The sequence below is a fragment of the Aeromonas enteropelogenes genome (genome assembly GCF_020097295.1).
GTDB lineage: Bacteria > Pseudomonadota > Gammaproteobacteria > Enterobacterales > Aeromonadaceae > Aeromonas > Aeromonas enteropelogenes.
In genome coordinates this window covers 2278899-2297932 of record NZ_CP083625.1, presented here as the reverse complement: position 1 = coordinate 2297932, position 19034 = coordinate 2278899, and the positions used below count along the sequence as shown (strand labels likewise).

Annotated in this window: 22 protein-coding genes; 17 read left to right on the top strand and 5 right to left on the bottom strand. The window is 63.0% G+C overall.

Annotation, left to right across the window (positions count from 1 at the left end; genetic code table 11):
- The first annotated feature begins 148 nt into the window (after positions 1 to 148).
- Positions 149 to 1261 (top strand): porin, encoded by a 1113-nt coding sequence (locus tag LA321_RS10845; protein ID WP_042072732.1) that lies wholly within the window; start codon positions 149 to 151, stop codon positions 1259 to 1261.
- A 177-nt stretch (positions 1262 to 1438) separates the two neighbouring features.
- A complete protein-coding gene (locus LA321_RS10840; protein WP_042072734.1) occupies positions 1439 to 2071 on the top strand; it encodes a murein L,D-transpeptidase catalytic domain family protein in 633 nt (210 codons plus the stop codon).
- A 55-nt stretch (positions 2072 to 2126) separates the two neighbouring features.
- Here the strand turns inward: LA321_RS10840 and LA321_RS10835 are convergent, their stop codons facing one another.
- Positions 2127 to 2558, bottom strand: coding sequence for a universal stress protein (locus LA321_RS10835; RefSeq protein WP_026457772.1), 432 nt, complete (start codon positions 2556 to 2558; stop codon positions 2127 to 2129).
- Between the two features lie 174 nt (positions 2559 to 2732).
- Here LA321_RS10835 and LA321_RS10830 point away from each other — a divergent pair, with 174 nt between their 5' ends.
- On the top strand, positions 2733 to 3494 hold the full coding sequence (locus LA321_RS10830; protein WP_209418323.1) for a type 2 periplasmic-binding domain-containing protein: 762 nt from the start codon (positions 2733 to 2735) through the stop codon (positions 3492 to 3494).
- 25 nt (positions 3495 to 3519) lie between these two features.
- On the opposite strand, the gene LA321_RS10825 is transcribed toward LA321_RS10830, so the two are convergent.
- The gene (locus tag LA321_RS10825) at positions 3520 to 3972 is read right to left on the bottom strand and encodes an RNA methyltransferase (RefSeq protein WP_042072769.1); all 453 of its coding nucleotides are present in this window, start codon (positions 3970 to 3972) and stop codon (positions 3520 to 3522) included.
- 204 nt (positions 3973 to 4176) lie between these two features.
- Between LA321_RS10825 and LA321_RS10820 the strand changes: the two genes are divergently transcribed.
- A complete protein-coding gene (locus tag LA321_RS10820) occupies positions 4177 to 5268 on the top strand; it encodes a PfkB family carbohydrate kinase (protein ID WP_042072735.1) in 1092 nt (363 codons plus the stop codon).
- A complete protein-coding gene (locus LA321_RS10815) occupies positions 5262 to 6170 on the top strand; it encodes a pseudouridine-5'-phosphate glycosidase (protein WP_042072737.1) in 909 nt (302 codons plus the stop codon). The genes LA321_RS10820 and LA321_RS10815 overlap by 7 nt, the downstream gene beginning before the upstream one ends.
- Positions 6171 to 6214: 44 nt before the next feature.
- Here LA321_RS10815 and LA321_RS10810 read toward each other — a convergent pair whose 3' ends face one another.
- From LA321_RS10810 to LA321_RS10800, 3 genes are read right to left on the bottom strand one after another with little or no spacing between them, the layout of a single operon-like run.
- Positions 6215 to 6412: a hypothetical protein gene (locus LA321_RS10810; protein WP_042028357.1), complete on the bottom strand. Its 198-nt coding sequence runs from the start codon at positions 6410 to 6412 to the stop codon at positions 6215 to 6217.
- Between the two features lie 42 nt (positions 6413 to 6454).
- Positions 6455 to 7516 carry a methyltransferase gene (locus tag LA321_RS10805; protein WP_042072738.1) on the bottom strand — a complete coding sequence of 354 codons (1062 nt, stop codon included), beginning with the start codon at positions 7514 to 7516 and terminating at the stop codon, positions 6455 to 6457.
- Positions 7517 to 7528: 12 nt separating this feature from the next.
- Positions 7529 to 7924 (bottom strand): hypothetical protein, encoded by a 396-nt coding sequence (locus tag LA321_RS10800; protein WP_026457251.1) that lies wholly within the window; start codon positions 7922 to 7924, stop codon positions 7529 to 7531.
- A gap of 274 nt (positions 7925 to 8198) precedes the next feature.
- On the opposite strand from LA321_RS10800, the gene LA321_RS10795 reads away from it, so the two are divergent.
- From LA321_RS10795 to LA321_RS10740, 12 genes are read left to right on the top strand one after another with little or no spacing between them, the layout of a single operon-like run.
- A complete protein-coding gene (locus LA321_RS10795; protein WP_042072740.1) occupies positions 8199 to 8903 on the top strand; it encodes a beta-ketoacyl synthase chain length factor in 705 nt (234 codons plus the stop codon).
- Entirely contained in the window at positions 8888 to 9682 is a 795-nt protein-coding gene (locus LA321_RS10790) for a lysophospholipid acyltransferase family protein (RefSeq protein ID WP_042028352.1), read from the top strand. Before LA321_RS10795 ends, LA321_RS10790 begins: the two co-directional genes overlap by 16 nt.
- Positions 9663 to 9923, top strand: coding sequence for a phosphopantetheine-binding protein (locus LA321_RS10785; protein WP_042028351.1), 261 nt, complete (start codon positions 9663 to 9665; stop codon positions 9921 to 9923). The genes LA321_RS10790 and LA321_RS10785 overlap by 20 nt, the downstream gene beginning before the upstream one ends.
- Positions 9924 to 9927: 4 nt before the next feature.
- Entirely contained in the window at positions 9928 to 10173 is a 246-nt protein-coding gene (locus LA321_RS10780; RefSeq protein ID WP_026457247.1) for an acyl carrier protein, read from the top strand.
- On the top strand, positions 10173 to 10739 hold the full coding sequence (locus LA321_RS10775) for a COG4648 family protein (protein WP_042072742.1): 567 nt from the start codon (positions 10173 to 10175) through the stop codon (positions 10737 to 10739). The genes LA321_RS10780 and LA321_RS10775 overlap by 1 nt, the downstream gene beginning before the upstream one ends.
- The gene (locus tag LA321_RS10770; RefSeq protein WP_042072743.1) at positions 10736 to 12112 is read left to right on the top strand and encodes an AMP-binding protein; all 1377 of its coding nucleotides are present in this window, start codon (positions 10736 to 10738) and stop codon (positions 12110 to 12112) included. The genes LA321_RS10775 and LA321_RS10770 overlap by 4 nt, the downstream gene beginning before the upstream one ends.
- Complete coding sequence (locus LA321_RS10765; RefSeq protein ID WP_042072744.1) at positions 12112 to 12477, top strand: ApeI family dehydratase; 366 nt, start codon at positions 12112 to 12114, stop codon at positions 12475 to 12477. The genes LA321_RS10770 and LA321_RS10765 overlap by 1 nt, the downstream gene beginning before the upstream one ends.
- A complete protein-coding gene (locus tag LA321_RS10760) occupies positions 12474 to 14150 on the top strand; it encodes a glycosyltransferase family 2 protein (RefSeq protein WP_042072746.1) in 1677 nt (558 codons plus the stop codon). The genes LA321_RS10765 and LA321_RS10760 overlap by 4 nt, the downstream gene beginning before the upstream one ends.
- Before the next feature lie 7 nt (positions 14151 to 14157).
- Positions 14158 to 15708, top strand: coding sequence for an HAL/PAL/TAL family ammonia-lyase (locus LA321_RS10755; protein ID WP_407929422.1), 1551 nt, complete (start codon positions 14158 to 14160; stop codon positions 15706 to 15708).
- Positions 15701 to 16123: an acyl-CoA thioesterase gene (locus LA321_RS10750; protein ID WP_042072749.1), complete on the top strand. Its 423-nt coding sequence runs from the start codon at positions 15701 to 15703 to the stop codon at positions 16121 to 16123. Before LA321_RS10755 ends, LA321_RS10750 begins: the two co-directional genes overlap by 8 nt.
- On the top strand, positions 16120 to 16722 hold the full coding sequence (locus LA321_RS10745) for an outer membrane lipoprotein carrier protein LolA (RefSeq protein WP_042072750.1): 603 nt from the start codon (positions 16120 to 16122) through the stop codon (positions 16720 to 16722). The genes LA321_RS10750 and LA321_RS10745 overlap by 4 nt, the downstream gene beginning before the upstream one ends.
- Positions 16709 to 19024 carry an MMPL family transporter gene (locus tag LA321_RS10740; RefSeq protein WP_052445751.1) on the top strand — a complete coding sequence of 772 codons (2316 nt, stop codon included), beginning with the start codon at positions 16709 to 16711 and terminating at the stop codon, positions 19022 to 19024. The genes LA321_RS10745 and LA321_RS10740 overlap by 14 nt, the downstream gene beginning before the upstream one ends.
- The last annotated feature ends 10 nt before the right edge of the window (positions 19025 to 19034 follow it).

The window sequence follows — 19034 nt, the reverse complement described above, 5'->3', positions numbered from 1 at the left end:
TCCTAGCGGATGCCCCAAGGTTAATTAAGCATTGATGCATTCAGCGCCAGTCAAGGTTTCGACTCCTACCTTGTGGGTATCGGAGCCCCTCCGATCCAATAGAACCGAGAAACAGGTTCGGAAGTCTTATTACAGAGGAATAAGCATTATGAAAAAGTCTGCACTGACTCTTGCCATCTCCAGCCTGTTGCTGGCCGGTGGTGCCAATGCCGCAACCGTATACAACCAGAACGACACCAAACTGGACATCGGTGGTCGTGCTCAGGGCATGTACTACGGTACTGATGACGACAGTTCCGAAGGCGACGCCAGCTACTTCCGTGTAAACATGAGCGGTGAAACCAAGATTGCCCCGGAAATGAAGGCTTTCGGTTTTGTCGAGTACAACCTGCCTACCTCCGGTTCTGACAACGATGAACTGCGTTATGCCTACGCCGGCATCAAGCACGATCGTTTCGGTGCCTTCAGCTACGGCCGTCAGGACGGTCTGTTCCGCATCGTTAACGACTACACCGACGTACTGCCCGAATGGGGTGGTGACGGCCTGGGCAAAGGTACTGAAGTATTCGGTACCGGTCGTACCAACGGCCTGGCCCAGTACCTGTACACCTACAATGGTCTGACCCTGGGTGCCCAGTTCACCGGCAACAATGATCCGCAGAACTCCGGTCGCAGCGCCATTGAGCAGAGCTACAGCGGCAACGCCTACACCGGCAACAGCTGGAACACCAAAGGTTCTGCTGAAGGCTTCGCCGTAGCGGCCTCCTACGATTTCGATATGGGTCTGGGTCTGTCTGCTGCCTACAACCAGGCCGGCAAGACTGACGAGCAGTCCCGTTATGCAGCCTTCGGCGGCAACGACGATGCCAAGTTGATGGGTGTCGGCGTCAAGTACGCAACTGGCGACCTCTACCTGGCTGCTACCTATGCCCACGGTGAAGACTACATGTTCATCGGCAATGGCTACAACGGCTACGCCGAGAAGCATGACGGTTACGAAGCCGTTGCCCAGTACACCATCGGCAAGTTCAAGCCGTCTCTGGCTTACCTGCGCACCGACGTGAAAGATGATGCACGCGGTATCGATGACACCTACACCGAGTACGTTTCCATCGGTGCCTGGTACTACTTCACCGACAACTTCAACGCCTATGTTGATTACAAGCTGAACCTGCTGGACGAAGAAAACGGTTCCAGCACCAGCAAGCTGGGCCAGAACACCGACGACATCGTCGCTGTTGCCCTGCAATACAACTTCTAAGCAATTGGAAGTGTGTTACCCCCTGTGAAAGCAATGCCTATTGTATGAATTTCTTTCCGGCCGCTCTGCGGCCGGTTTTTTTATTGCGCCCTTTCAATACCTTGCATATAACTATCGAGCGGATAACGGACTATCTGCGAAAGCCTGGACGGCCGGGAATAGCGAGGTAATTCACGGATGAGAGAATACGCCCGACACAAACACTGGCTGGCGTGGCTGCTGTTGCCACTGCTGCTGGTCGCCATCAGCCTGGACAACCAGGCCCATGCAAGCTGGGATCAGACGCTCTACCGCCAGCTGGGACTGGCAGGCAAGCTGGACAGGGAGACGTTTCGCAAGGCACTTTACGGTTACCAGAGCGTACGCCACAAGCAAAAACCCATCCTTACCATCATCGATTACAGCAAACCATCCAACCTGCGCCGCCTGTTTGTCATCGACATGAAGCGGCACAAGCTGCTCTATCACACCTGGGTCAGCCATGGCCGCAACTCCGGCGAGCTGGCCGCCCGTCAATTTTCCAATCAGCCCAATTCCCTGAAGAGTTCCCTCGGGGTCTACCGTACCGCGGAGACCTATCAGGGCAAGCATGGCTACTCGTTGCGCCTCGATGGCCTGACCCCGGCCCTCAATGGCAATGCCCGCAAACGGGCCATCGTAGTACATGGCGCGGCCTACGCCAGCCCTTCCCATCTGCGCAAGCACAACAAATTGGGTCGCAGCTGGGGATGCCCCGCCCTGCCCAAGGAGCAGGCCAAGGCCATCATTGATGCTATCAAGGGGGGCAGCGTCATCTACGCCCATGGCTGAGGCAACAAAAAGGGCCGGCAAACGCCGGCCCTGATCATCCCACCAGCGCAACGCCCTATTTGCGCACCACCAGCACGGGGCAAGGGGCATGACGCACCACGGATTCAGCCACGCTGCCCACCAGCAGATGGGTGATCCCCGAGCGGCCATGGCTGCCCATGACGATCAAGTCCACCTCATCCTCTTTTGCCTGGATGACGATCTCGTCTGCCGCCCGGCCAAAACGGATATCGAAGGTCGCGGGAATGGGCAGCGTCGCTATCAGTTCCTTGAGCTGGGTTCTGGCCTGACGCTCCATCTCATGGGTGATCTCGATGGCCGTCATGTGCAGGATCTTGTAACTGTCGAAGCCGTGCAGTTGATCGACCACGTGGATCAGCTTGAGCTGGGCCTGATGGGTCTGAGCCATGAAGACGGCGTAGTCGAGTACCGCTTGAGACATGTGGGAAAAATCGACGGGGCAGAGCAGCGTCTTGATCGATGACATAAGCAGTCTCCTCTTCTGTTGTTGGGTCACTATTGAATCTTTAACCCCATCATAACAACTACTTGAAAAAGAACCCTCGACCCTGTCGCAAAATGAGCATCCGAGTTTTTCTGCGCATAGCCGCTACCCATACCTTGGTATAAAGTAAAGGCTCAGCATGACTCGCTTGTCACCATGGAGCCTGTTCTGACTCTACTGCGTATCGGTTTTCTGTTGCTCTGTTGCCTGTGCGCCTCTTTTGGCAGCCGCGCAGCGTCCCTTCATGTCTATTGCGATGACTGGCCCGGCTTCTGCCAAGCGGATGGCAAGGGGGTCTATCTCGAGCTGGTGCGCACCATCTACCAACCCCATGGTTACCGGGTGATCCACCATATTGTGCCCTACAAGCGCTCCCTGGCCTTGATCGCCAAAAAAGGGGGGGACATGGCGATGGGGGTCTATCTTGGCGAAGTGCGCGGAGTGCGGCAGCCATATTTTCCCGCCTCTGCCGATGATCTGACGGTGATCATGCTCAAGCAGTGGCAACCCCAGTGGCGGGGAGAATCCAGCCTGCAGGGACAGCATGTGTTATGGCGACGGGGCTGGGCGCTGGACAAATACATCCCGGTCACCATGAAGTGGCACGAGATAGACAGTGACGAGGTGGCCCTGCAGCTGTTGAACAAGGGGCGCTATCGCTACTTCCTGACGGCCGGAGTGCTCTATCCCGACGGTGAACTCCCCACCGGTCTGTACCGGACCTTTCTGCGCTGGATCCCCACCTACCCCATTTTTTCCGATACCGCAGAGGGGGCGAAGCTGCAGCGGATCTGGGATCAAGACATGGCCTCCCTGATCCGTCAGGGCACACTGGCCGATATCTATCGCCACAACCATCTCTATGACTACTATCAGGGATTCATCAAGGAGCTGGAAAAGCAGGCCGCTCCCCGATGACATCAAGGCGAGACACGGTTATCCCCTAGTCAGCCCTGTGCTGCTTGGCCAGGCGGTCATAGAGGATCACGTTGACCGAGGCGGCCAGGTTCATGCAACCCCGGGTCGGCACATACACCACATCCCTGACCACACCATAGAGGGCGGGATCCAGGGTGCCATCCTCGGGTCCGAAGATGTAGAAAGCCCGCTCGGGATGCTGGTATTCCGGAAGCGGAGTGGCCCCCTCGATAAGATCCACCACCACGGGCACACAGTCCTCGGGGATAAAGGCCAGCAGATCATCGACCCCCAGTAGCGGGATCTTGTCCACCATCTGCTTGGTATCGGTGGCAAACCGGCGCGCCAACTCAAAGCGATGGCCGGTGTAGTAGACCTCATCCACCCCGTAGCAACCCGCCGCCCGCATCACCGAGCCCACATTTTCCGGTGACTTGGGATTGACCAGCCCCACACAGCAGAACGAACGTTTCACCATCATCTCTTCTCCTCTTTGCGGCCGGCATTATAAGCTCCAATGGCGCACCCGACCCGCAAAAAGTGCGCCTTCCGACCGCGTCGGCAACGCCCGCTAACCCAATGACGATTTTTTGTGCGCTCGCCGACACTTTCCACACGCTGCGATGGCGCGAAAAGAGCGAATGGAAATAATAGACAAACGTTTGCAAATGGATGTTTGTCTATGACGGAGCGTGAACAAGAGATCCTCGCCCTGCTGCGCCAGGACCCCATGATCCCCCAGCAGGAGTTGGCAGATCGCCTCGGCATCAGCCGCTCGGCGCTGGCCAGCCATATCTCCAGCCTGATCCGCCAGGGATATGTGCAAGGCAGAGGCTATGTGCTGCGGGAAGGCCCTTACGTGGTGGTGGTCGGCGGTGCCAACATGGATATCTGCGGCACCAGCCATGGCCAGCTGCTGATTGGCGACTCCAACCCAGGCAAGGTGCGTACCTCAGCCGGCGGCGTGGGGCGCAACATCGCCGAAAACCTGGCCAGACTAGGTACCGATACCCGGCTGCTGACCGCGGTGGGCAACGATCAATATGGCCATCACCTACTCGAGGTGAGCCAGAAGGCGGGGGTCGATGTGCGCCAGACCCAGGTACTGGACAGCCATGCCACCTCCTGCTATCTCAGCCTGCACGACGGCAGCGGCGAGATGAGCTGCGCCATCAACGACATGGCGATCATCGATCAGCTCACCCCCGCAAGGCTCACCCCCCTGGCCGGATTTCTCGCCGGCGCCCGGCTCTGGGTACTGGATACCAACCTGGCCATCCACACCCTCGACTGGCTGTTCGAGCGACAGGGGAAGCACGCCATCTTCGTCGACACCGTCTCGGTGGCCAAGGTGGAGAAAATTCGCCCCTGGCTCGGCCGGATCCATACCCTCAAACCCAATCGCAGCGAGGCGGAGAAGCTGTGCGGCATGACCATCGCCGGACCCGAGACCTGGTCCATGGCCGCCGCCTGGTTCCACCGTGCCGGGGTGCAGCGGCTGTTTCTGAGCCTGGGGGATCAGGGGATCTTCTACAGCGACGGCGAGCTGCAGGGCCATCTGCCGGTACTCGGCAGCCCGGTGCTCAATGTTACCGGCGGTGGAGATGCCTTCATGGCCGGTCTGGCCCACGCCTGGCTGCAGGGGCACGACATCGCCAGCACGGCCCGCTTCGCCCTGGGCTGCGCCGCCCTCACCGTCAATTGTTCCGATACCGTTTATTCCGGTCTCTCCAAGACCGCCGTTGACCGCATACTGGAGGAGTACTCATGCTGAACGCATACCTTGATATCCAGCCGGAAATCGCCGCCGCCCTGGCCGCAGGCAAACCTGTGGTGGCCCTCGAATCCACAATCATCTCCCACGGCATGCCCTATCCGCAGAACGTGGAGACGGCCCGCCAGGTCGAGCAGGTGGTACGCGACAACGGCGCCGTACCGGCCACTATCGCCATCATGGATGGTCGCCTCAAGGTGGGGCTGGATGGGGACTCCCTGGAGGCGCTGGGCCGCGCCGGTCACGCCGTCACCAAATGCAGCCGACGCGATATTCCCTTCGTGCTGGCACGCAAGGGGATGGGGGCCACCACGGTCGCCTCGACCATGATCATCGCCGCCATGGCGGGGATCCGGGTGTTTGCCACCGGTGGCATCGGCGGGGTGCATCGCGGCGCGCCCGAGACCTTCGACATCTCGGCGGATCTGCAGGAACTGGCGCAAACGCCGGTTGCTGTCGTCTGCGCCGGAGCCAAGTCGATTCTCGACATCGGCCTGACCCTGGAGTATCTGGAGACGCAAGGGGTGCCCGTCATCGGCTACCAGAGCGAGGAGCTGCCCGCCTTCTACACCCGCGAAAGCGGCTTCAAGGTGGATTACCGGCTCGATACTCCGGCGGCCATTGCCGAAGCGCTGCGTCTGAAATGGGAGCTGGGGCTGGCTGGCGGCGCCGTGGTGGCCAACCCCATTCCGGCCGAGCATGCCATGCCCAGGGCCGACATCGATGCGGCCATCGTTCAGGCTCTGGGTGAAGCGGACGAACAGGGGATTAAGGGCAAGGCCTCTACCCCCTTCCTGCTGGCCCGGGTCTGCGAACTGACCGGCGGCAATTCGCTCTCGGCCAACATCCAGCTGGTGCTGAATAATGCCGCCCTGGGGGCGCGCATCGCCGCCGCCCTGTAAATCAGGCTCCCCAATGAAAGAAGGGCCCACGGGCCCTTCTTGTCTTACTGGTTCTGGATCTCGTTGCCAATCCCTTTGACCGCATCGCGCGTGCCATGACCGATCTCCCGGGTCACATCCCGCGTGGTATGGCCTATCTCGCGGGTCACATCACGAGTCGTATGGCCTATGGTACGCCCCGCCCCCTTCAACTCGGCGCAGCCCGCCAGCAACACGGCGGCAATCAGCAGCAGGTATTTCATCACGGCTCCATGCAATCAGTCAGGCTCTACTGTTTACCCGCTTCACAGCGGCGCCGCAACCAGCAGCGTATGGCCCGGCCCCGAAATGTCGTGATCGGCCTCCACATGGAACTCCGCCTCCCGCAGACACTGGTACAGCTCCTTCGAGTGATAGAAGCGACTGTTGCCATTGGCCAGGCAGGTGAAGTAGAGGGAGGTGGCATTGAGACTGAAGCTCGCCGCCTCGAACGGTTGCCGATCCCAAAACAGCTCCAGGATGCACAGGCGCGCCCCCGGCTTCATGCTGCGACGGATGCGCCGCAGCAGCGCGACGATCTCGTCGTGGCCGAAGCAGTCGAGAAACTGGCTCATCCACCAGATATCCGCTTCACCGGGAAGCTGGCGCTCCTCAAGCAGGTTGACCGGATAACCCCGGACCTGACCTGCCAGCCCGGCCTCGCGGATCTGCTCGTCGGCCATGGCGATCTGCTCCGGCAGATCGAGGATAGTCACTTCCAGCTCGGGATTGCGCCGGGCGCACGAGAGGGCCCACTTGCCGGTGTTGCCGCCGAGATCGTAGAGGTGACGGGGTTCGTAGCCAAAGACCAGATCCTGCACCTGCTTGAACGCCCAGTCCGAATAGAAGTGGTCGAAGCGAAACCAGCTGCCGCGCGCCGGCTCCGGCAGATCCTTAAGATGGGGATAGAGACTCTGCCAGTCGCCAAACTCCTTGATGCCAGCCGGAGTACCACTCTCGATGGCCTGTTGCAGATGGGCGAGGGGCTTGTAGCAAACGTGCTGGACAAAATCCATGTTGACCCGGGTCATGGGATCGCTCAACAGGTATTGCCCCACCTTGCCCAGATGGTAGCGCTCCTCGCGGACGTAGCAGATGCCGCCCCCCAGGCCCATGTCCAGCAAGACGCCGACCGCATACTCGGTCAGGCCGGTCTCATGGGCGAGAGTGGCCACAGTGGCCCCTTCCCGGGAGGCGGCCAGGCTGGCGAGGATGCCGGTCTCGCGCAGGCTCCAGGCAGCCTGGAACAGCATGGGGGCGAAGGCAATCCGCTGGGCCTGGCTGATGGCATCCAGTGCGTTATGGCTATCGGAGTGATAGTGGTTCAAGAGACACCGACCTTACTTGTAGCTGCTGGCGCGATTCAGTTCGATCTGAATGGCCTGATTCAGCCCGTTGATCCAGCGGTTATAATTACGGTGAATTTTTCCGCTACCGTTGTCACTTAAATTGACGCTGCTCACATAATTAATGGAATAATTGAGAGTGTTATAGGGAATACTGATGTTTGCCTGATGTGAGCGAACTTGAATATGGCCGCTAATTAACCCGGGACGTTCTTCACGCATTACCCATTTCTTACTGACACCCGCATTAATAATTGCCTGAGAAATTGTCTGTTCGCTGAGATTGGCCGGTACCGGGCTATTGCTCATATTCATGACCGGTTGGGTCGTGGAGCAGCCTGCGGCCAGCGTTAATGTGAGGGCTGCAAAAATAAGTTTAAATATTTTCATTTTATTAACCTTTTTAAATTGTGACACCTGCCAAAAACCGCCCCAATAAAACAATAAAAACTGCAAGCTTTCAATAAATAAAGGAAGGTGAATTAACTTTCCATCACACCTATTGGCGAGCTCACACTTTCCCTCTGGTCATAAAGAAAAATAATGGTAATATGCAGCCCTATTTCAGAATCCTTAACCGGAGCTGAACCGACTTTCTGTGGGTCCGGTCACATCTCCCCTGGTATCACAGCCGTTAGCGCATCAAGGTCGTTTCGTGCACAGAATGCCCACTTTTTCCATCGTTGCAAGCCACGCCCTGGCTCCGGGTATGTCGACCCGTGAGCAGTGGCTGGCGTGGGCTCAGGATGACTTCTGGCTGCCTCCGGCACTCGCTGTGACGCCCCATATCCCCATGATGGTGGCCAGGCGCATGAGCCTGGGTGGACGCCTGGCGGTCGAGGTGGCGCTGGAGCTGCTTTCCCGCCATCCGGTGGATGGCGCCGTGTTTGCCAGTCGCCACGGTGAGCTGGATCGCTCCCTGGGCTTGCTCGGCGCCCTGGCCGAGCGGCGCAGCCTCTCTCCCACCGATTTCTCCCAATCGGTGCACAACACGGCCGCCGGTTTGACCTCCATTCAGGGCAAGCAGCCCATCCCCATGAGCTCCCTGGCCGCCGGCACCGGCAGTGTTGCTGCCGCGCTGCAGGAGGCGATGGGCATGCTGGCCGACGGCATGAAACGGGTGCTGGTGGTCAGCTTCGAAGGCGCGATCCCCGCCTTCAGTCAGCCCTGGCTGCCCGATGAAGCGCCACCCCACGCGGTGGGCCTGGTGTTGACCAGGGGAACGCAGTGGCAAGGAGAGGTGATGACAACGCCCTCATGCGCAACCGGCACAGGAGATGCCCTCGCCTGCTGGCGGGCGCTGCTGACCGATGAGTCGCGTTTTTCTATTTTCGACGGGCGTCGGGAGTGGCTATGGCAGCGAAATTGAATCAGCTCTGGCGCTTGTTCGGCACCATGCTGGGGTTTACCCTGTTTGGCCTGGGTTGCCTGTTGCTGACTCTGTTCTGGTTTCCTTTGCTGTGGCTGTTTGTCCGTGGTGATATGCAGCGTCATCTTGCCCAGACCACCATCCGGGTCACCTTCCGTCTGTTTATCAATATTCTCAAACTATTGGGTGTGCTGGATTACCGTTTCCACCATATTCCGCAGCAACTAAACGGCGTGCTGGTGTTGGCCAATCACCCCAGCCTGCTCGATTACGTATTATTGGCGGCCCATATGCCGGAGTGCGACTGCATCGTCAAGGAGGCGCTCTGGCATAATCCTTTTGTCGCCGGTATTGTCCGCGCCGCCGGGTATATTCCCAACGTGGCGGCCGAAAAATTGTTGCCCCTGTGCAGTGAGCGCCTGCAACGGGGTGGCGTGCTGTTGATATTTCCGGAAGGCACCCGCACCACGCCGGGCCAGCCGCTGCAACTGCAGCGGGGGGCGGCCCACCTCGCCGTGCGCTGCAATGCGAGGTTGCAACCAGTGCGCATTCACTGCTCGGCCCCTTTTCTGACCAAGCAGCACCCCTGGTTTCGGGTGCCCGCACACAAGCCGGTCTTTACGGTAGAATTTCTGCCCCAATGCCAGGTTCAGGAGATGTTGCCACAGGAAGAGACCCCTTCACTGGCGGCACGTCATCTGACCCACTATTTCAAACGGGTATTGAGCCCGACCCAACCAGCACCGCGATGGACTCAAGATGCAACACACCTTAACTGAAGAAATCAAACAACTGATCATCGACAGCCTCAACCTGGAGGGCATGACGCCGGCCGACATCGACGCCGATGCCCCGCTTTTCAACGACGGCCTCGGGCTCGACTCCATCGATGCCCTGGAACTGGGTCTGGCGATCAAGGGTCGTTACGGCATAGTGCTCTCCGCCGATGACGAAAACACCCGTCGCCACTTTGCCAGTGTCACTGCCCTGGCGGCCCTCGTCGCCGCACAGCGAGGATAAGGCCATGACCAGAGACGACATCTTCAACGAGATCCGCAATGCCCTGGTCGAGCTGTTCGAGATCGATCCCGAGGCCGTGACCCTGGATGCCCAGCTCTATCAGCAACTCGAGCTCGACAGCATCGACGCCATCGATCTGGTGGTACATCTGCAGAAGCTGACCGGCAAGAAGATCAAGCCGGAAGAGTTCAAGTCGGTGCGCACCGTCGCCGACGTGGTCGACGCCGTCGAACGCCTGATCGCCGAGTAATGGTGCGGCGGTTCAACCTGCTGGCAGGCGCCCTGTTGCTGCTCTATCCCCTGCTGGTCTACTTTTGCCTGTCATCCGGGGAGGGGCAGCTGCTGACGCTCCTGCTGCTGCCACTGTTTGCCATTCGCCTCATCGCCGGCTCGGCGATGCCGGTGGCGTGGCAGTGGGCGACCCGCTGGCTCGGGGCCACCGGTCTGCTGCTGGTGCTCCTGAACCTCTGGTTTCGCGAGCACGACTGGCTGCTCTACTACCCGCTGGCGGTCAACGCCACCCTGCTGGCCCTGTTTGGCGCGAGCCTGCGCCAACCCATGACCATGGTCGAGCGGCTGGCACGCCTGACCACGCCGGACTTGCCCGAGCAGGGGGTTCGCTACACCCGCAAGGTGACGCTGGTGTGGTGCCTCTTCTTCATCGCCAATGGTGCCTGCTCCGGCTGGACCATCTGGCAGGGGGACTTGGCGCTCTGGAGCCTCTACAACGGCCTTATCAGCTATCTGCTGATGGGGGCCCTGATGGGCGGCGAGTGGCTGATTAGACAACGAGTGATGAAGCGGGGTACACCATGACCCTGCTGGATGAACTGCTGCTGGCCGATGGCAAGCGCGTCGTCGCGTTCGATGCCCAAGGTGAGGTCACGCTGGAGACCCTGCGCCGCACGGCCATGACGCTGGCCGACCAGCTGAAGAGCGGCTCTGCGACCCGCTGGGCGCTCTGTCTGAACGACAGCTACTACTTCACCGTTGCCCTGCTGGCCTGCGCCATAGCCGGACACGATGTAGTGCTACCCGGCCACCAGCGGCTTGCCGCCCTGGAGGAGCTGCTCGAACAAGATGCCTTCGAGGGAGTGATCTGCGACGAGGCGTTCTCGCTTCCCTGCCCCGTGCTGCGGGTGGATTGCGTGGCTGGCGACGACGCACAGCCCACGAGCCGCCACGCCCCCTCCCTGGCCCCGACCCTCACCCTCTACACCTCGGGCTCCAGCGGCCAGCCCAAGGCCATCGCCAAGCCCTGGTCACTGATCGAGGCAGAGGTGCGGGTGCAGGCGACCCTCTGGGGCCCCGCCCTCACGAGCGCACGGCTCTTTGCCAGCGTCAGCCACCAGCATATCTATGGCCTGCTGTTTCGCATCCTGCTGCCGCTGGCCCTCGGCGTGCCGTTTGCCCGTCGGCAGACCGACTACCCGGAGCAGCTGCTCGCCCAGCCCCAGAGTTGGGCACTGATCAGCTCACCGGCATTTCTCTCGCGCCTCGGTGCCGTTCTGAATGCCCCCGGCTGCCGACTGGTGGTCTCCTCCGGTGGCCCCCTCGCGTATGAGGATGCGCGCCAGTGCGCCGCCCTGCTCGGTCCCTTGCCGGTAGAGATCTACGGCAGCAGCGAGACCGGCGGCATCGGCTGGCGCCAGAGCAGCGGCCCGGACTGCCCCTGGACCCCCTTCCCCGGGGTCGAGGTCGGCTGTGACGAGCAGCAGACCCTGCTGCTGAGCTCCCCCTTTATGGACGAGCTCGCCCCCTGGCGCGGGAGCGATCGCATCGCCCTGTGCGGCGAGCCGGGGCAATTTCGCCTGCTGGGCCGCCTGGATCGCATCATCAAGCTCGAGGAGAAACGCATCTCCCTCGACGAGGTGGAGCAACGCCTCCTGGCCCTCGATTGTGTGCACGATGCCGCCATCCTGCCCCTTGAACAGAGTGGCCGCCAAATCCTGGGGGTTGCTCTGGTGCTGACCCCGGAGGGGATGGCGAGCTTCACCCGCCTCGGTCACGGCGCCTTCTTGCAGGCCCTGCGCCAACGGCTTCGCCCCTGGCTCGAGCCGGTGGCGCTGCCGCGCAGCCTCAGACTCTTGGAGGCTTTGCCCCTCACCGGCGCCGGCAAGCGCGACGGCGTGGCGCTGCGCCGCGCCTTCGACGAGCCGGCCGCCCCCATTCCCGGAGAACACCCCTGATGGATATTTCACTGCTCCCCACGCAGCTGGCGCGTCAGGTCACCTCCGACGGCGTGCAACTGCTGCTGCGCCTTGATGCCAGCCTGCCCTGGTTTAGTGGCCACTTTCCCGGCGCTCCCCTGCTGCCCGGGGTCGCCCAGCTGCACCTGGCCATCCACTTCGCCCGCGAGGAAGGGCTGCTTGCTGGTGAATTTCAGGGGATGGATCAGCTCAAGTTCCAGCGTCCCCTGCGCCCGGATGAGCAGTGCTGGTTGATGCTACAGAGACAAGACGACGGCCAGCTGCGCTTCGAGTACCGGGTCGGCTGCGCCGAGTCCCTGGCAGAGCTGCCCCTGGCGAGCAGCGGAAGGGTCAAGGTATCGTGACGCCCTGCCTGATTATCCCCTGCTACAACCACGCCGCTCCCCTTGCCGGCGTGCTCGATGAACTCGCCCCCCTCGGCCTGCCCTGCCTGCTGGTGGACGATGGCAGCGAACCGGTTGCCGCCGCCCGGCTGGACCAGCTGGCTGCCGAGCACGCCTCCTGGGTCACCCTGCTGCGCCATGAGCACAACCGGGGCAAGGGCGGAGCGGTCAAAACGGCGCTGCTGGCGGCAAGGGGCCTAGGTTTTAGCCACGCCCTGCAGGTCGATGCGGATGGCCAGCACGATCTCGCCCGCCTGCCGGATCTGCTGGCCGAGGCGCGGCGTTACCCCGAGGCTCTCATCTCCGGCGCCCCCCAGTACGATGAGTCGGTGCCCAAGGGGCGCCTCTACGGCCGCTACCTGACCCATGTCTGGGTCTGGATAGAGACCCTCTCGTTCGAGATAAAAGACAGCATGTGCGGCCTGCGGGTCTATCCGGTGACAGCAAGCTGCGAGCTGCTCGAGCAGTGCGCCCTCGGGGAGCGGATGGATTTTGATATCGAGGTGATGGTGCGCCTGCACTGGCGAGGGATACAGGTGCGCTTTATCCCGGTGAAGGTGCACTACCCCGAGGATGGCCTCTCCCACTTCAACCCGCTGCACGACAACCTGCGCATCTCCTGGATGCACACCCGGCTGGTATTGACCTTGCTGCGCGATGGAGCCGCCCACCTGCTGCGCTGGCCCAAGAGGCTGCTGAACAAGGGGAAGGCGCACTGGTCTCGCACTCCGGAGCGTGGCACCCTGCTCGGCATCCGTACTCTGCTGTGGAGCTACCGGCTGCTCGGGCGCCCCGGTTTCAGAGTGATATCGCTGCCGGTTATCGCCTACTTCTGGCTGACCGGTCGCCGCCAGCGCGAGGCCTCCCGCAACTATCTGGCCCGCCTCACCGCCCGCGCCGGGCAGCTTGGCCATCCCCTGCCCGAGCGGATGGGGAGCCTGCGCCATTTCCTGCGCTTTGGCGAGGCGGCCCTCGACAAGCTGGCCGCCTGGCGCGGCGACATCCATCTCGACGACGTCGAGCTGGTCAACCGTGAGCACTACGAGGCCGCCCGCGGCCAGGGGGCGCTCATCATCGGCTCACACCTGGGCAACCTGGAGCTGTGCCGCGCCCTCGGCAGCCAGGAGCAGGGAGTGCGCATCACGGCCCTGGTCTTCACCCGCCACGCCGCCCGCTTCAACGCCCTGATGCAAGAGGTAAACCCCGATTCGGGCCTCAACCTGGTACAGGTGCAGGAGCTCGGGCCCGATACCGCCATCATGCTCAAGTCCCGCATCGAGGCGGGGGAATGGGTGGTGATCGTGGGGGATCGCACCTCGGTGACCCGTGAGAAACGGGTGGTCTGGGCCGATTTTCTCGGGGAGAAGGCGCCCTTCCCCCTGGGACCCTTTGCCCTGTCGGCGGTGCTCGGCTGCCCCACTTATCTGATGTTCGGACTGCGGGAACAGGGGCGTTTTCGGGTCCATTTCGAACCCTTTGCCGATGGCACTCCCCTGCCCCGCGCCGAGCGCCAGCAGCGCCTCGAGGCCAGGGTGCAACACTATGCCGACCGGCTGGAATACCACTGCCTGCGGGCCCCGCTGGAGTGGTTCAACTTTTTTGACTTTTGGCATCTGACCGATGAGCAGGATTGAGCAAGGTATGCACGAGATCGTATTCGGGGCCCGTCCCCTCACCATTGAAGAGGTGGTCGCCCTGGCCGAGCGCCGCGCCACCCCGACGCTCAACCCCGAGCCCGCTTTCCGTGCCCGCATCCAGCGCGGCGCCGACTATCTGGACCGGCTGCTGGCCGACGAAGGGGTCATCTACGGGGTCACCACAGGCTACGGCGACTCTGTCACCCGCGCCGTGCCCCTCGATCTGGTCGATGCCCTGCCCCTGCACCTGACCCGCTTCCACGGCTGTGGTATGGGCGAGAATCTCAGCCCGGCCGCTACCCGCGCCGTGCTGGCCACCCGCCTCAACTCCCTGGCACAGGGGGTCTCCGGGGTCAGCGTCACCCTGCTCGAGCGCCTCACCTGGCTGCTGGAGCAAGATCTGCTGCCGCGCATTCCCGAGGAGGGCTCGGTCGGTGCCAGCGGCGATCTGACGCCCCTCTCCTATGTGGCGGCGGCATTAGTGGGAGAGCGCGATCTCTATCGGGACGGCCAGCTGATGGCGGCGGCGGATCTCTACCGTGAACTCGGCATGACACCGCTCAAGCTGCGCCCGAAAGAGGGGCTGGCGCTGATGAACGGCACTTCTGTGATGACGGCGCTCGCCTGCCTCGCCTTCGCCCGCTGCGACTACCTGATGCGTCTGTGTACCCGCATCACGGCGCTGGTGAGCGTGGCCATGGAGGGCAACGCCTTCCACTTCGACGAGCGCCTGTTTGCCGCCAAACCCCACCCGGGCCAGCAGCAGATCGCCGCCTGGCTGCGCGCGGATCTGCAAAGCGGCGAGCTGCCCCACCACAGCAACCGGCTGCAGGACAGATACTCCCTGCGCTGCGCGCCCCACGTCATCGGCGTGGTGGCCGACAGCCTGCCCTGGTGGCGCCAGCTCATCGAAAACGAGCTCAACAGCGCCAACGACAATCCTCTTATCGACGGTGACGGGGAGCATGTGATGCACGGCGGCCACTTCTACGGCGGCCACATCGCCATGGCCATGGACAGCATGAAGGTGGCGGTGGCCAACCTGGCCGATCTGCTCGACCGCCAGCTGGCGCAACTGGTGGACACCAAGTTCAATCAGGGGCTGCCGAGCAACCTCTCGGGTGCCAGTGAATCGCTGCGCTTCATCAACCACGGCTTCAAGGCGGTGCAGATCGGCGCCTCCGCCTGGACCGCCGAGGCCCTCAAGCACACCATGCCCGCCAGCGTCTTCTCCCGCTCCACCGAGTGTCACAATCAGGACAAGGTGAGCATGGGCACCATAGCGGCCCGCGACGCCCTGCGGGTGCTGACCCTGACCGAGCAGGTGGCGAGTGCCAGCCTGCTGGCCGCGGTGCAAGGGGTGGAACTGCGACTCGCCCTGCAGGGCAAGGGGCCCGACTCCCTTAGCCCGGCGCTGGCTCACACGGTGGAGGCGGTGCGCCGAGATCACCCCTTCCTGACTGAAGATCGCCCGCTGGAGGCCGAGCTGCGCGCCCTGATGGGGCGCCTGCAGGCCCGTCACTACCCGCTCTACGACGAGGTGCCCCATGGCTGAGCCCTGGCAACTGAGCGCCGAAGTCGACGTCACAGTCCCGTTTCACGACGTGGACATGATGGCCGTCGCCTGGCACGGCCACTACCTGCGCTACATCGAGCTGGCCCGCTGCGCCCTGCTCGATCGCATCGACTACAACTACCCGCAGATGGAGGCCTCCGGCTACCTCTGGCCGGTCATCGACGTGCGCATGAAGTACGTGGCGCCTCTGCGTTTTGGCCAGACGGTACGGGTGCGTGCCACCCTGGCGGAGTACCAGAACCGCCTCAAGATTGACTACCTGCTCTACGATCCCGCGACCAATCAACGCACCAGCAAGGGCTACACGGTGCAGGTGGCGGTCAGCAAGGAGAGTGGCGAGATGTGCCTCGCCTCGCCCCGGGTGCTGCTCGACAAGCTGGGGGTGAAAGAGTGAGAAAGTGCCTCTGGCTGCTGCTGGCCCTGCTCCCCTGGCCCCTGCTGGCCGGTCAGATCACCCTGGCCGAGGTGCAGCGTCAGCTCACCGCCGCCGATGCCCGCAGCGCCCGCTTCGAGCAGGAGCGCCAGATAAGTGGCTTGAGCCAACCCTTGCGATCCGGCGGCGAGATCCTGCTGGTCAAGGGCCAGGGGCTCTGGTGGCAGCAGCAAAAGCCCTTTCTCCTGACCCTGACGCTCACCCCCACCCGCATGGTGCAGCAGTTGCAGGGCCAGCCGACCCAGACCCTGGACAACCCCCAGTTGCTGGAGTTCAGCAACCTGATGCTGGCCCTGTTTGACCCGAGCGAAGCGGCGCTGGCGAGCTATTTTCGCCACACCCTCACCAGCGAGGGAGAGGAGTGGACCCTGACCCTGGAGCCCATCCGCGCTCCCCTTGACAAGATCTTCGCGACTCTGGTGCTCAAGGGGCGCGATGAGCTCAGGTCGCTGGCCATCCACGACAAGCAGGGGGATGTCACCCTGATCCGCTTTTCCAACTGGCAGCTCAAGCCCCTGCCATTGAGCGCCGAGGAGCAGTCCCGCTTTGATGCTCACTGAACGACACTGGCGCCTGCTGGGGCGGGCCTGGCTGCTGCTCTGCGTGGTGGTCTGCATCGCCCTGGCGCTGGCCCTGCCCCGCGCCCGTTTCAATACCAGCGTGATGGACCTGCTGCCCAAAGAGGAGCATCAGCAGTGGCACCCCGAGCTGCGCGCCGGGCTGCTCGCCAACCTGGACCGGCAGCTGGTGTGGCTGGTGAGCCTGCCCGCTGGCAAGGACGGTGAGGCCGCCGCGACCGAGTGGAGCCGACAGCTGCAAGCCATCGACGCCCTGGTGCAGGTGAAGGGGGCTCAGCCCGAGCTTGCACCCGCCTGGCAAGCCTATCTGCAGCAGATGGCCTGGCAGCACCTCACCCCGGCCGCCCGGGCGCGGCTGGAGGGGGGCGCCAGCGTCTGGAGCCAGTGGGTGCTTGGGCAGATCTACTCCCCCTTCGGCGGCGTCTCCCGGGCCGAGCGGCAGGCCGACCCCATGCTGCTGACCCGCGCCGCCGTGCTCGAACAGAAGAGCCTGATGCAGCTTGGCGAACAGGGCTGGTTGAGTGCCCTGGGGCCCGATGGCCGGCGCTGGTATCTGGTGCGCGCCGAGCTCAACCTCTCGGCCTTCGACATGGCCCGCAACCGGCAGCTGCTGGCCGAGCTGACCCGCGCCGAAGATACGCTGAAACAGGACTACCCCGGGGCCGAGCTGCTGCGCCGCGGCACCCTGTTTTATAGCCAGCACGCCAGCACCCTGGCCGAGCAGGATATCTCCACCATCGGTCTGGGATCGCTCTTTGGCGTGGTGCTGCTGATCTGGCTGGCGTTTCGCTCGCTGCGGGCCCTGCTGCTCTCCCTGTTGCCGCTGGCCACGGGGATGCTGTGGGGGCTCGGCGCCGTGCTGCTGGTGTTCGGGGAGATCCACGTCTTCACCCTGGTGATCAGCACCAGCCTCATCGGCATCTCCATCGACTATGCGCTCCACTTTCTAAGCGAGCGGCGTCTGCACGGCCACGAGACGCCGGCCCAGACCCGCGCCCACCTGCTGCCTGGCCTGAGCCTGGCCCTGCTCACCACGCTCATCGGTTATGCCCTGCTCTGGCTCGCCCCCTTCCCGGGGCTGCAGCAGCTGGCGGTCTGCGCCCTGGCCGGCCTGCTGGCCGCCTTCCTGACCGTGTTGCTGCTCTTCCCGGCCTGGCTCGGGGAATTGTCACAGGGGCCGCTCCCCATCCGCCGCTGGCAGGCGCGCTGGATTGCCGCCTGGCGCGCGCCCGCTGGCCTGCGCCGCTGGCTTCCGCTGCTGGTTCTCGTCATCAGCGCCATCGGCGTGAGTCGTCTGGTGGTGGATGACGACATCCAGAAGCTGCAACCCTTGCCGCACCAGTTGCAGGCGCAGGAGCGCCAGATCCAGCAGCTGACTGGCCAGCAGGGGGGCATGACCGGCTATCTGGTGGTCGGGCGCGATGGCGAGCAGGCCCTCACCCGACTCGAAACCCTAGCCGGCCACCTCGAGCAGGCCCGTCAGCACGGACAGCTGGAGCAATTCGTCGCCATCAGCCAATGGCTCCCCTCCCTGGCCAGCCAGCAGGCGGACCATCACGCCATCATGAAATTGCAACCGAGCGTCATCGCGGCGCTCAAGGGGGCCGGCCTGCCGGTGGAGGCCAAGAGACGCCCCTTCTCGCCGCTCACCCCCGAAGCCTGGCTGGCGAGCCCGGTCAGCGAAGGGAGCCGGCTGCTCTGGCATGTCTTGCCTGACGGCCGGGTCGGCATCTGGGTGCCACTCGCCGGTATTCACGACGCCGCCGCCCTGGCCAACCTCGCCACCGAACTGGATGGTGTGGTGTGGCAGGATCAGCGCAGCCAGTGGAGCCAGCTCTTCGCCGACTATCGCCTCAAGCTGGCCGAGCTGCTGCTGGTAGCGGTATTGCTGGTGACCGGGCTGCTCTGGCGGCGCGTCGGCTGGCGCGTCGCGGCGCGCATCCTGCTGGTCAACGCCCTGGCCATCGCCATGGGGCTGGCCCTGCTCGGTTTCAGCCAGCAGCCGCTGACCCTCTTCGGGGTGTTGGCGCTGAGCCTCATCTTCGGTATCGGCATCGACTATGGCCTCTTCTTCGCCCACTGCGGCGAGGACCCGGGACGCCAGCAGTCGACCCTGCTGGCTATTTTGCTCGCCCACCTCACCACCCTGCTGGCCTTCGGCCTGCTGGCGCTTAGCCACACCCCGGCCATCGCCGGCTTTGGCATCGTGCTGAGCGGCGGGATCTTTACCGCGTTTTTGTTATCGCCCATGGTGCTGGCCCCGCGGCCGGCTGCGGAGTCATGATGAGATATCT